Below are 12,890 nucleotides of genomic sequence, written 5' to 3'. Positions count from 1 at the left end.
TAACCCGGAGAAAAATCTACCGGGTTATTACTTTTTAAGGCTTAAACTTCAAAGGAAGGTGAACTACTTTCTTTGTTTCAAAAAATTCATCTTCAAAATGATCTGCCAGATCGTATAGTGTAGCATTTGGAAAATCTTTCAATTCCTCTGCCAAATCACCACCTTTCAGATAAAGAATACCATTTTTCAATTTATGCTTGTGTTGTTTCTTAATCTTATCTTTTATCCAGGAAACAAAATCCGGCATATTAGTTACGGCACGGCTTACGATAAAATCGAAATCGCCCTTTACCAATTCAGCGCGTTTTTGTTCTGCTTTTACATTCTTTAATTCCAATGCATCCGCAACGCCTTGAACCACTTTTATTTTCTTTGCAATCACGTCAATCAGATAAAAGCGGGTTTCAGGAAAAAGAATTGCTAACGGAATTCCCGGAAAGCCACCACCAGTTCCAACGTCTAAAACCGTTGTTCCTGCTTCAAATTTCATAATTTTCGCAATTCCTAACGAATGCAAAATGTGTTTTGTATATAATGAATCAATGTCTTTTCGAGAAATAACATTGATTTTCTCATTCCAATCGTGGTATAAAAAGTCTAATTTTTGAAATTGTTCAATTTGAAGATCCGTCAAATTTGGAAAATATTTCAATATCTCATCCATTGCTGTAAATTTTTAACAAAAGTACTACTTTACGATTGAAATATTTAACTCAATTTTGCAAATTGAAAATTTATAATAATTACCTTTGAAAACTATTTAAATTAATTATGAATAACACGGCTCCGACATTTGCTAGGCAAGACAATCTGAAGTTTTTCAGAACACTTAATTCTCGGGTAAACAATTACTTCAAGGAGAATAATATTCAGAAAACCGGAAATTGGAAATTACACCTAAAAGCTGTTATTCTTTTTGCCGTTTTCCTGACCCCGTACTTTCTAATCCTAACATTGGAAATGCCTTTTTGGTTAATGTTATTACTTTCAATTGTAATGGGAGTTGGAATGGCTGGCGTTGGAATGAACGTTATGCATGACGGAAACCACGGTTCTTACTCAAACAAAAGCTGGATCAATAAATTCATGGGCGGAACTATTTATGTTCTGGCTGGAAATGTTTACAACTGGCAGGTACAACATAATGTACTACACCACACTTACACTAATATTCCCGGGCATGACGAAGATTTAGATGCAGGAAGAATTATTCGTTTTACAGAACATGCGGAATGGCATCGTTTTCACCGCTTTCAACATTATTACTCTGTTTTCCTATACGGTTTATTGACTTTCAATTGGGCACTAACAACCGATTTTAAGCAAATGAGAAATTATTTGAAAAGAAAATTATCTTACGGAGAACCTAAGAATCCAAAAATCTTGTGGACTACTTTAATCATTACTAAAATGATTTATGTCTCTATTTGGATTGTTTTACCAATCCTAATCGGAATTACCTGGTGGAAAGTCCTTATTGGATTTTTCGCTATGCATTATACCGCAGGATTAATCTTAAGTATTGTATTCCAATTGGCACATGTGGTAGACCATACTACAAATCCAACTCCAAACGATTTAGGAGAAATGGATAATACCTGGGCTATTCACCAATTATACACTACGACTAACTTTGCGCCAAAAAACGCAATCGTAAATTGGTACACAGGCGGATTAAACCATCAAATCGAACATCATATTTTCCCAAATATTAGTCACATTCATTACGGTAAAATTGCCAAAATTGTAAAAGAAACAGCAAAAGAATGCAACTTACCTTATTACGAATACAAAACAATGCGAAGTGCCGTTATTGCTCACTTCAAACATTTACGTGATTTGGGAATGAAACCGGAATTATCAGTTTAAAAACTAAAAAAAAATCTATTAATAATAACCATCCTTAATCAACACAACAAATTAAGGACATTCAAAATTTTTATAATGAATCATATTCTTTCGGACAGAATCAACAACCTTGCGACTTCACAGACATTAGCAATGGCCGCTTTGGCAAGAGAATTAAAAGCACAAGGAAAAGACATTATCAGTTTAAGTTTAGGTGAGCCTGACTTCAATACGCCTGACTTTATTAAAGAAGCTGCTAAAAAAGCAATTGATGATAATTACAGCACTTATTCTCCAGTTGATGGATACCAGGATTTAAAAGAAGCAATTTGCAGAAAATTCAAAAGAGATAATGATTTAGATTACAAACCATCTCAAATCGTAGTTTCTACAGGAGCAAAACAATCATTATACAACATTGCACAAGTAATGTTAAACGACGGTGACGAAGTAATTTTACCAGCACCTTACTGGGTTTCTTACTTCGAAATCGTAAAACTTTCTGGCGGAGTTCCAGTTGAAGTTCCAACTTCTGTTGAAACAGATTTCAAAATCACACCAGAACAATTGGAAGCTGCCATCACACCAAAACAAAAATGATGTGGTTTTCTTCTCCATGTAATCCTTCAGGATCTGTTTACAGCAGAGAAGAGTTAACAGCGCTTGCAAAAGTGTTAGAAAAACACCCAAATATTTACGTAGTTGCTGACGAAATCTATGAACACATCAACTTCTCAGGAACTTTCTGCAGCATCGGTTCTATTCCGGGAATGTTAGAAAAAACCATCACTGTAAACGGAGTTGCAAAAGCATTTGCCATGACAGGATACAGAATTGGATACATCGGAGCTCCAGAATTCATTGCAAAAGCATGTACAAAAATCCAGGGACAAGTAACATCCGGAGCAAACTCTGTAGCACAACGCGCCACAATTACAGCCGTAGATGCTGATCCAAGCGTATTAAACGAAATGGTTCAGGCTTTTCACGGTCGTAGAGATTTAGTAGTTGGATTATTAAAAGAAATCCCAGGAGTAAAAATCAACGTTCCAGAAGGAGCTTTCTACGTATTCCCAGACGTTTCTTCTTTCTTCGGAAAAACTTTAAAAGGACACGAAATTAAAGATGCAAACGACGTCTCTATGTATCTTTTAGCTGAGGCAAACGTAGCAACAGTAACCGGAGACGCTTTCGGAAATCCAAACTGTATTCGTTTCTCTTACGCAACAAGCAACGATATTTTAAAAGAAGCATTACGCAGAATCAAAGAAGCTTTGACTGCATAACAATATTCTAAGTTTTATTAAAACGGCTTAAGGTTCAAAAGTTTCATCACTTTTATACTTTAAGCTGTTTTTTTTATGGGCTTATTTTGGGCGTGTCCCTCCGGGTCGGGCTTTCGGCTATATCTTTTATTTCGCTCCGCTTCATAAAAGGATACCGCCTCAATCCCTCACGCAAACCGTAAAACGAGAAACTTTCATTTTCAAAAGAAAAAAATCTACCAAAATCTGCTCAATCTGCGAGAAACAAAAAATACAAGTTTCAAAATTCCCATTCTACAATATTGTAAAACCACGCTTGTAATCCTGTAAAACATAACTCTTTAGAAATCGACAACTTTGTAATGTATTAATTTAAAAACTATTACGTCATGATACATACAGATGAAACCACAAAAGAAGCAGTAAAAACCTTAGAAGGATTAATTTCAATTCTTGAAGATGGAAAACTAGGATATACAAACGCAGCAGAGCATGTAAACAACCCGGCAATGAAAACTGATTTTCTGGAATATGCTCGCGAAAGAGCCTTATTTATTGTAGAACTACAAGACGAAATCAACAAACTAGGAAAATCTACAGACACTTCTGGCGGTGGCCCGTTAGGAGCTTTACACAGAACCTGGATTGACATCAAATCATCCTTTACCGATGGAGATCCTGAAGCAATCATCAATGCCTGCATTACCGGAGAAGAAGCTGCCATTGAAAAATACAAAAAAGCACTCGATGATAATGAATTGGAACACAGTCAGGTTTATATTGTTTCCAAACAATTAAATAGTATTCAAAATACTTTATCACAAATTAAAATGAAAGGAATTTAATCGATTCATGCTTTTTTTTTGAGAACTGCTCAGTCTTCGGATTGGGCGTTTTTTTTTTGTCCTCATGAAATATTCAAATTTAGCCCTTCAAAAAAAACAGGAAATAACCTACTTATTTCTATTGTTTTTATTATATTTAAACAATTTAGATTCTAAAATAAATGAATATGAAATCGGACGAAATCAAGAAACTTTTTGAAAAATTTGAATCAGCTACATTAGAATTAGAAGGTATTGAATGTTGGAGTGCTCGCGATTTACAATTATTACTTGGTTATAGTAAATGGGAAAATTTTGAAAAAGTAATTCAAAAAGCGAAAGATGCCTGCAAAAATGCCGGTGAAAATATAGACAACCATTTTCCTGACGTCAGGAAAATGGTTGAGCTAGGGTCAAATTCTGAAAGATCAATAAACGATATTGCACTAACGCGTTATGCATGTTATTTGATTGCACAAAATGGAGACAGCAGAAAACAAGAAATTGCATTTGCACAAAATTATTTCGCAGTTCAAACCCGTAAAGCAGAAATGGTCGAACAACGTCTTTTGGAATTTGAAAGAATAAAAGCTCGGGAAAAACTAAGCCAAACCGAAAAACAATTATCTGGAATTTTATATGAAAGAGGAGTTGACAGTCATGGATTCGCAGTAATTAGAAGCAAAGGAGATCAAGCTCTATTTAGATTAAACACTAATATGCTAAAAAAGAAAATGGGCATTCCTGATAATAGACCTGTTGCCGATTTCTTACCTACAATAAGCATAAAAGCAAAAGATCTAGCAGCAGAAATGACAGGTTTAAATGTTCAAAGCAAAGATTTAGAAGGACAAAGCAAAATAGATACCGAACATATTGATAACAATATTGCAGTTAGAGAAATGCTGACTAAAAGAGGCATTATCCCTGAAAATCTGTTACCAGCAGAAGATGTAAAAAAACTCCAACGAAAGCTTGATGGAGATGAGAAAAAATTACTAAGAGCTGATACGAAAAAGAAAAAATAATTACTAAAAGATTTCGTAACCAAAGAATACGCTCTTAATTAAGTTAACAATTTTAAAAAAATCGCTTCATCGCTAGCAAACTCAAATAATTTATTAGACCTTTGCACACTTTTTTTCGGGAATACCACAAAAGTCTAAAGTTTTAGAAATGAAGAAGAAAATCGAAATATTAGCTCCTGCTAGAGATTTAATTGGAGGAATCGCAGCCATAAATAGTGGTGCAGATGCTGTATATATTGGTGCGCCGCAATTTGGTGCGCGTTCAAATGCCAACAACTCTATTGAAGATGTGGCAGAATTAGTAAAATATGCGCATTTATTCAATGCTCAGGTTTTTGTAGTTATCAATACCATTTTATATGATAACGAATTAGAAACGTGTCGTGCCATGATCTGGGAGTTATACGATATTGGTGTTGATGCCTTGATTATTCAGGACATGGCGATTATGGAAATGGACTTGCCTCCTATCGTACTTCACGCCAGCACACAAGCCAATAACCGTGATGCTGATAAAATTAAATTCTTAAAAGATGCTGGTATCAAACGTGTGGTTTTAGCACGTGAATTAAACTTGCATCAAATCAAAACAATCTATGATCACGCTGATGTTGAATTAGAGTTTTTCGTAACGGGAGCTTTATGTGTATCGTTTAGTGGAAACTGTTATATGAGTGTGGCAAACGGAGAACGAAGTGCGAATCGTGGTTCTTGTGCGCAAAACTGCCGTCTACCATATAACTTAATCGACGGAAATGGAGATACTTTAATCAGAAACAGCCACTTGCTTTCGATTAAAGATTTAGACATTTCAGATCAGATTCCGAATTTGATTGAGGCCGGAATTGTTTCTTTCAAAATCGAAGGCCGATTAAAAGACGTAGCTTATGTTAAAAACAACGTATCGTATTTACGTCAGAAATTAGACAGTTATTTAGAAGGTCCTGGAAGTGAAAAATACACCAAAGCTTCTTCTGGAAAATGTACGTATACTTTTGATTCTGCATTAAACAGAACTTTCAACCGTGGATATACCGATTATTTCGTAAACGAAAGACACAGCTCTATTGGTTCTTGGGAAAGCCCAAAATCAAAGGGGCAATATATTGGAAAATTAATTAGAACTGTTGGCGGTGCTTACGAAATCGAAAATGGCGAATTGTTAAACAACGGTGACGGACTTTGCTTCATCAACGAAAATAACGAAGCCGACGGAATCTACGTAAACAAAGCTGAAAACGGAAAAGTTTATCCAAACGTTCTAAAAGAAGTAAAAGACGGAACTTTCATTTACAGAAATAACGACGCCGCTTTCATCAAAATTGTTGAAAGAGAAGACAGTGCCGTTCGTAAATTGAGTACAACTTTACTGCTTACCGAAACGGAAACTGGTTTCCAATTAATCGCAACAGACGAAGATGGAAATGTTAGTACCGTAAATTTAGAACACCCAAAAGAGCAGACTAAAACGGGTGAATCAATCGAAGAGAACATCAAAACACAATTAGCAAAAACAGGTTTTACGCCTTATACAGCTGATAAAATTACTATTATGTTTTCTCAAAACTGGTTCCTTCCAATTTCAAAAATAAACGAAATGAGAAGAACGGTTTACGATCAGTTGACAGAAATTCGTTTGGCAAATTATGTTCGTGAAGAACATCAACTGGTAAAAACGTCACATCCTTATCCAGAAACCAAACTGGATTTCATGTACAACGTTTCAAACAAAACAGCTCGTAAATTCTACGAACGTCACGGTGTTACCGAAATCGAAAAAGCATTCGAATTACAATGGGATCCAGGAAAATCTCGTGTAATGACGACTAAATATTGCATTAAATACGAATTAAAAAAATGCCCGATTCACCAAAAAGATATTGTTGGTGTTAAGGTAAAAGAACCATTGGTTTTAAAACAGGGAGAATTAGAATACAAACTAAAATTCAACTGCAAGCCCTGCGAAATGGAAATCTGGGAAAAAGATGCTGAATTTGAGATTGAAGAAGATCATTTTCATTAGGATTATTTAACCGCAACGTTTTTTTTAACCGCAAAGAGCGCAAAGGAATACGCAAAGGTTCGCAAAGATTTTAAAATAATCTTTGCGAACCTTTTATTTTTCTTAAAAACGAAGCCTTGCGTTCTTTGCGGACTTTGCGGTTAAACTTATTCTGTTATTTCCGCAATCTTGTCATTTCGACGAAGGAGAAATCTTCGCAAGTAACTCCGTTCCAATAAGCCAATCTTTGTAGAGCTACTCGTGGAGATTTCTCCTTCGTCGAAATGACAAACTGTGTGGTTACTTTATCTAAAAGACAAGCTAGTTATTAATTTAAATCTGCCGAATCCCCAAAATCTGCGTGAGAAATTCTTTGAGTTCTTTTTTATCTTAAAAACAAAAACTTAGCGTTCTTTGCGTAATTCTTTGCGCTCTTTGCGGTTAAAAAAAGCTTTTTCTGTACTTTTACTACTTAAACACTACAACACTCCAAAATGAAAATACTACTCCTGGGTTCAGGCGAATTAGGCAAAGAATTTGTCATAGCCGCTCAACGAATCGGACAAACTGTAATTGCAGTTGACAGTTACGAAAATGCACCGGCAATGCAAGTTGCACACAGCTTTGAAGTCATCAACATGCTTGACGGCGAAGCACTTGACCAAATCGTATCCAAACATAAGCCAGATTTTATAGTTCCTGAAATAGAAGCCATTCGCACCGAACGTTTTTATGATTACGAAAAACAAGGCATTACCGTTGTTCCTTCAGCGAAAGCGGCAAACTTTACCATGAATCGTAAAGCCATACGTGATTTAGCTTCAAAAGAACTCGGATTACGCACAGCAAAATACGAGTACGCAACTTCAGCAGAAGAACTACAAAAAGCCGTTCAGGAAGTTGGAATTCCATGCGTGGTAAAACCTTTGATGTCTTCATCTGGAAAAGGACAATCGACAATTAAAACAGAAAGCGATATCGAAAAAGCATGGCAATATGCCGTTGCAGGTTCACGAGGCGATGTTATCGAAGTGATTGTAGAAGCATTTGTCAATTTTGATTCTGAGATTACTCTTTTAACGATTACGCAAAACGGAAATCCAACTTTGTTTTGCGCTCCAATTGGACACAGACAAGAACGAGGCGATTATCAGGAAAGCTGGCAACCGGCTTTGGTTTCCGAAAAAGATCTATACGAAGCACAGGATATGGCCGAAAAAATCACCGAAGCACTTGGCGGTGCAGGACTTTTTGGCGTTGAATTTTTCTTAACTAAAGAAGGCGTTTATTTCTCTGAACTTTCTCCGCGTCCGCATGATACCGGAATGGTAACTTTGGCAGGAACACAGAATTTCAACGAATTCGAATTGCATTTAAGAACCATTTTAAGTCTTCCAATTTTCGAAATCACTTTAGAAAAAGCCGGAGCTAGTGCTGTAATTTTAGCTTCAGAAGATTCGACAAACCCAACTTTCACTGGAATCGAAAAAGTAGCCGCTTTACCAAAAACTGATTTCAGGATTTTTGGCAAACCAACTTCAAGACCTTATCGAAGAATGGGAGTCGTTTTAAGTCATGATACACTTTCCACTCCAATCAACGAAGTAACAGAACGTGCCAAAGAAACGGCCAAATTAATAACTGTAAATTCTTAACTATGAAAAATATACTTTTAGCAACATTCCTCTTTATTGGAATCGCAGTACAAGCACAAGACAAAAAGAAATTCGATAAACCAACAATTGTTGAAGCTTCATGCGGAGAATGTCAATTCGGAATGAAAGGTAAAAGCTGTGATTTAGCTGTTCGCATTGACGGAAAATCGTATTTCGTTGACGGAACCACAATTCACGATCATGGAGACGCACATGCTGAAAAAGGTTTCTGCAATGCAATCAGTAAAGCTTTAGTTACCGGAGAAATCAAAGGAAACCGATTTAAAGCAACTTCATTTACTTTAATAGACGAGAAAAAATAATGGCATTAATATTAGAAAACATTGCTAAACACGTTTCTTTGACACTAGAAGAACAAGAACTCTTTTTATCTAAATTAGAAACCAACACTTACAAGGCCAAAACGCTTTTACTAAACGCTGGCGAAGTCTGCAAACATTCTTATTTTGTAAACTCAGGAATTTTAAGAAGCTTCAATATCAACGATAATATTGTCGAACATGTTCTTTCGTTTGCCTGCGAAGGCTGGTGGATGAGTGATATGTACAGTTTTTTTTCGCAGAAACCGGGACAGCTTTTTATTGAGGTTTTAGAAGAAGCAGAAGTGGTTTCTTTATCCAAAGAAAATCAGGAACAATTGTATCTTGAAATTCCAAAACTGGAACGTTTTTTCAGGATTTTAATTGAAAACTCTTTGGTCGCAAATCAACAAAGATTAATGGATAACTTGAGTTTACCTGCTGAAGAGCGATTCGAAAAATTCACTAAAAAATATGGGGCATTGGTTCACAAAGTTCCTCAAAAACAAATCGCTTCTTTCATTGGAGTAACACCTGAATTTTTCAGCAAAATGAAAGCTCGGCTTTTGAAGAAATAGTTTTTGCCACAGATTTCACAGATTAAAAGGATTAAAAAATGTTGCCACGAATTACACAAATTTTCACGAATTTTTATTCAATTTAATTTGTGAAAATTCGTGTAATTCGTGGCTAAAAAAATCACTTTAATCTGTGAAATCTGTGGCAAAAAAATACGGCTCGCAAATTGAGCCATATTTTCTTTTGAATTAAAATTGCTCAACCTCTGTAGAATGTTTCATTGCTGTTATTGCTGATTTTCCTAGCATCACCGTATTTTGAACGGCGTCGAAATAAGAAGTTCCCACAAAAGCTTGGTGTTTTACCGCTCTGAATCCGTTTTTTTGTAAAGCGAATTCTCGTTCCTGCAATTCAGAATATCCTGCCATTCCGCGCTCTTTGTAGGCTTTAGACAATTCGAACATACTGGTGTTCAAAGCATGGAATCCTGCCAAAGTGATGAACTGAAAACTATATCCCATTGCTGCCAGATCTTCTCTAAATGTTTCCATTTCGGCAACTGATAATTTTGCAGCCCAATTGAAAGAAGGAGAACAATTATACGCCAGCATTTTGTCTGGAAACTCTTTTTTCATTGCCTTTGCAAACTTTCTCGCATAATCTAAATCCGGATTACTGGTTTCCATCCAAATCAAATCGGCATAAGGCGCGTAGCTTAAACCTCTTGCAATTCCTTGCTCGATTCCGTTTTTTACGTAGAAGAAACCTTCACTTGTTTTTTCTCCGGTTAAAAATTTTCGGTCTCTTGGATCTGCATCGCTTGTTAATAAATTTGCTGCATCGGCATCTGTTCGCGCAACAATTAAAGTTGAAACACCCATAACATCAGAAGCCAAACGAGCTGCAATTAGTTTATTGATTGCTTCTTGTGTTGGAACCAAAACTTTTCCGCCCAAGTGTCCACACTTTTTAGCAGAACTTAACTGATCTTCAAAATGAACTCCGGAAGCTCCTGCTTCAATCATTGATTTCATTAATTCGAAAGCATTTAAGTTTCCGCCAAAACCCGCTTCGGCATCGGCCACAATCGGAACCAAATAATCTTTTTTATCTTCAATTTTGTTTACAATCTGAATCTGATCAGCACGCAGCAAAGCGTTATTGATCTTTTTTACCACCATTGGAACGCTGTTTACAGGATAAAGCGATTGATCAGGATACATTTCTCCCGCCAAATTTGCATCGGCAGCAACCTGCCATCCGCTTAAATAAATCGCTTCTAAACCTGCATCAACTTCCTGAATCGCCTGATTTCCAGTCAATGCTCCCAAACCCGCAACATAATCCTGACTTTTTAACTTTCTCCATAATTTTTCGGCACCCATTTTGGCAATAGAATGCTCAATGTGATATGAGCCTTGAAGCGACACTACTTCACTTGCAGTATAAGGACGTTCAACACCTTTCCATCTTGGGTTCGTGATCCAATCGTTAATCAATTCCTGAATTCTGTCTTCTGTCGTTTTCATAATATAGTTTAGTTATAAGTGGTTAGTAAGTAATAGTGTTATATGATTTCCTGCAAGGTCATTTTTTGACCTTGTAGCTATTTGCATTCTTGATTAAAATACCTACAAGGTTTTTGAAACCTTGCAGGAATTCAAATCAATTCTTTTATAGATATTTATAGCACGGAATCGTTAGGAAATCCACAAAATGCAGATTTACCACTAGCCTTTCCAGCATTTTTTCAGCTAAAGGAAATTGTTGCTTTTCGTGATTTTCTGCTCCTAATTCCTCTTTGATTTTTCTGCATTCATCTAAAGCCAATTCATGATAATACGCCAGATCTAACTTTCGTCCATTATCCAAAATCACTTTATTCTGAAGCCACTGCCATAATTGGGATCTCGAAATTTCGGCAGTTGCAGCATCTTCCATCAAATTGTGTAAAGCTGCTGCTCCTTGCCCATTCAGCCATGAAGCTAAGTACAAAATGGCAACATTGATGTTTTTTCGAACCCCGTTTTCTGTGATCAATCCAATTGGCGGTTCGATCAAATCGGCTTCTGTAATTCTGCGATGTTCTCTTTTTACATGAATCTGATTTGGCGTTGGCATTCCTTTATCAAAAACTTCTTTGGCAATCGCAACCAAATCCGGATGCGCAACCCAAGTTCCGTCGTGGCCGTTTCGAACTTCACGTTCTTTATCGGTTTTTACTTTTGCGAAAGCGACAGCATTTGCTTCTTCATTATTCTTAATCGGAATCTGTGCTGCCATTCCGCCAATTGCGTGAATTCCTCTTTTATGACATCTCTGAATTACCAAATTCGAATACGCATTCATAAATGGCGAAGTCATATTTACCTGATCTCGATCGGGAACAATGAATTTTGGATTTTTTCTGAACTTTTTGATATAGGAGAAAATATAATCCCAGCGTCCGCAGTTCAAGCCAACAATATGTTCTTTTAATTCATAAATGATTTCATCTAACTGAAAACTTGCGGTTATGGTTTCAATTAAAACCGTCACTTTTATAGTTCCGCGTTTCAGATTCAGATAATCTTCTGTAAAATCAATTACAGTATTCCACCATCTTGCTTCCAGATAATGTTCCAATTTCGGAATGTAGAAATACGGTCCTGAATTATTTTCCAGAAGTTTTTTATGATTATGAAATACATACAAACCAAAATCTACCAAAGAACCCGAAACTTCATTTCCCTCAATTAAAATATGCTTTTCCGGCAGATGCAAACCCCTTGGGCGAACAATAAGCGTCGCGATTTTTTCATTTAAATGATACGATTTCTGTTTTACCAAATCTGTAAATGTGATAGTTTTATTTACTGCATCAATTAAATTCACTTGTCCATCCATTAGATTTTGCCAGGTTGGTGAAGTGCTGTCTTCAAAATCGGCCATGAAAGTTTTGGCTCCGGAATTCAATGCATTGATAATCATCTTGCGATCAACTGGGCCGGTAATTTCTACTCTTCGGTCTAATAAGTCTTTCGGAATTTCACCAGCTGTCCAGTTTCCTTCCCTTATACTTTTCGTTTCCGGAATAAAAACCGGCATGATTCCCTGATCAAAAGAGACTTGTTTCTGTTCGCGCTGCAAAAGAAGCAGTCTACGCTGTGATTCGAATTTTCTATGCAATTCGGTTATAAAAACAATTGCTTCTTCTGTCCATATTTTTGGATAACGAAGCTTTTTTTCGGCTAAAAATTCCATTGCCGTTTCGATAATTTCAGTTTGGTTTTTCATAGCTGTGGTTTATTTTTTTATTAACCAGCCATTGAATTGTTTTTGAGTTCGACTTGCATTAAAAAAGCAAAACACACGTAACAATTTTACAGCTAATAAGTTTTACACCACAATGTTACAAAAAGTTTTTGATAAAAATAGCGAACGTTCGCT

At 36.2% G+C, this 12,890-nt stretch carries 10 protein-coding genes and 1 pseudogene; 8 read left to right on the top strand and 3 right to left on the bottom strand.

Annotated features, from left to right (window positions below):
- Window positions 1–34 precede the first annotated feature (34 nt).
- Complete coding sequence (gene rsmG / locus HYN56_RS09205; protein WP_109191905.1) at window positions 35–664, bottom strand: 16S rRNA (guanine(527)-N(7))-methyltransferase RsmG; 630 nt, start codon at window positions 662–664, stop codon at window positions 35–37.
- 107 nt (window positions 665–771) lie between these two features.
- Here rsmG and HYN56_RS09200 point away from each other — a divergent pair, with 107 nt between their 5' ends.
- The 8 genes and pseudogenes from HYN56_RS09200 to HYN56_RS09165 all read left to right on the top strand — a co-directional run bounded on the left by HYN56_RS09200 (window position 772) and on the right by HYN56_RS09165 (window position 9,520).
- Window positions 772–1,869 (top strand): fatty acid desaturase family protein, encoded by a 1,098-nt coding sequence (locus HYN56_RS09200; RefSeq protein ID WP_109191904.1) that lies wholly within the window; start codon window positions 772–774, stop codon window positions 1,867–1,869.
- A 75-nt stretch (window positions 1,870–1,944) separates the two neighbouring features.
- A pseudogene (locus HYN56_RS09195) lies at window positions 1,945–3,134 on the top strand (pyridoxal phosphate-dependent aminotransferase).
- Between the two features lie 368 nt (window positions 3,135–3,502).
- On the top strand, window positions 3,503–3,958 hold the full coding sequence (locus HYN56_RS09190; RefSeq protein WP_109191903.1) for a ferritin-like domain-containing protein: 456 nt from the start codon (window positions 3,503–3,505) through the stop codon (window positions 3,956–3,958).
- Window positions 3,959–4,125: 167 nt separating this feature from the next.
- Window positions 4,126–4,965 carry a DNA damage-inducible protein D gene (gene dinD, locus HYN56_RS09185; protein WP_109194762.1) on the top strand — a complete coding sequence of 280 codons (840 nt, stop codon included), beginning with the start codon at window positions 4,126–4,128 and terminating at the stop codon, window positions 4,963–4,965.
- A 148-nt stretch (window positions 4,966–5,113) separates the two neighbouring features.
- On the top strand, window positions 5,114–6,988 hold the full coding sequence (locus HYN56_RS09180) for a peptidase U32 family protein (protein WP_109191902.1): 1,875 nt from the start codon (window positions 5,114–5,116) through the stop codon (window positions 6,986–6,988).
- Window positions 6,989–7,461: 473 nt separating this feature from the next.
- Complete coding sequence (gene purT / locus HYN56_RS09175) at window positions 7,462–8,622, top strand: formate-dependent phosphoribosylglycinamide formyltransferase (protein ID WP_109191901.1); 1,161 nt, start codon at window positions 7,462–7,464, stop codon at window positions 8,620–8,622.
- 2 nt (window positions 8,623–8,624) lie between these two features.
- Window positions 8,625–8,945, top strand: a complete 321-nt coding sequence (locus HYN56_RS09170; protein WP_109191900.1) for a DUF6370 family protein — start codon at window positions 8,625–8,627, stop codon at window positions 8,943–8,945.
- The gene (locus tag HYN56_RS09165; RefSeq protein ID WP_109191899.1) at window positions 8,945–9,520 is read left to right on the top strand and encodes a Crp/Fnr family transcriptional regulator; all 576 of its coding nucleotides are present in this window, start codon (window positions 8,945–8,947) and stop codon (window positions 9,518–9,520) included. The genes HYN56_RS09170 and HYN56_RS09165 overlap by 1 nt, the downstream gene beginning before the upstream one ends.
- A gap of 189 nt (window positions 9,521–9,709) precedes the next feature.
- Here the strand turns inward: HYN56_RS09165 and aceA are convergent, their stop codons facing one another.
- The gene (aceA, locus tag HYN56_RS09160; RefSeq protein WP_109191898.1) at window positions 9,710–10,990 is read right to left on the bottom strand and encodes an isocitrate lyase; all 1,281 of its coding nucleotides are present in this window, start codon (window positions 10,988–10,990) and stop codon (window positions 9,710–9,712) included.
- Window positions 10,991–11,135: 145 nt separating this feature from the next.
- On the bottom strand, window positions 11,136–12,737 hold the full coding sequence (aceB, locus tag HYN56_RS09155; RefSeq protein ID WP_109191897.1) for a malate synthase A: 1,602 nt from the start codon (window positions 12,735–12,737) through the stop codon (window positions 11,136–11,138).
- Window positions 12,738–12,890 lie beyond the last annotated feature (153 nt).

Origin of the sequence: Flavobacterium crocinum (assembly GCF_003122385.1) — a bacterium.
Classification (GTDB): Bacteria; Bacteroidota; Bacteroidia; order Flavobacteriales; family Flavobacteriaceae; genus Flavobacterium; species Flavobacterium crocinum.
Note: the sequence above shows the minus strand (reverse complement) of the source record. Positions and strands in the feature narration are given on the sequence as shown.

What these genes read in the sequence shown, in the direction of transcription:
- aceB (WP_109191897.1), bottom strand. Translation starts at nt 12,737, where the DNA reads ATGAAAAACCAAACTGAAATTATCGAAACGGCAATGGAATTTTTAGCC.
- HYN56_RS09180 (WP_109191902.1), top strand. Translation starts at nt 5,114, where the DNA reads ATGAAGAAGAAAATCGAAATATTAGCTCCTGCTAGAGATTTAATTGGA.
- dinD (WP_109194762.1), top strand. Translation starts at nt 4,126, where the DNA reads ATGAAATCGGACGAAATCAAGAAACTTTTTGAAAAATTTGAATCAGCT.
- HYN56_RS09170 (WP_109191900.1), top strand. Translation starts at nt 8,625, where the DNA reads ATGAAAAATATACTTTTAGCAACATTCCTCTTTATTGGAATCGCAGTA.
- HYN56_RS09200 (WP_109191904.1), top strand. Translation starts at nt 772, where the DNA reads ATGAATAACACGGCTCCGACATTTGCTAGGCAAGACAATCTGAAGTTT.
- aceA (WP_109191898.1), bottom strand. Translation starts at nt 10,990, where the DNA reads ATGAAAACGACAGAAGACAGAATTCAGGAATTGATTAACGATTGGATC.
- purT (WP_109191901.1), top strand. Translation starts at nt 7,462, where the DNA reads ATGAAAATACTACTCCTGGGTTCAGGCGAATTAGGCAAAGAATTTGTC.
- HYN56_RS09190 (WP_109191903.1), top strand. Translation starts at nt 3,503, where the DNA reads ATGATACATACAGATGAAACCACAAAAGAAGCAGTAAAAACCTTAGAA.
- rsmG (WP_109191905.1), bottom strand. Translation starts at nt 664, where the DNA reads ATGGATGAGATATTGAAATATTTTCCAAATTTGACGGATCTTCAAATT.
- HYN56_RS09165 (WP_109191899.1), top strand. Translation starts at nt 8,945, where the DNA reads ATGGCATTAATATTAGAAAACATTGCTAAACACGTTTCTTTGACACTA.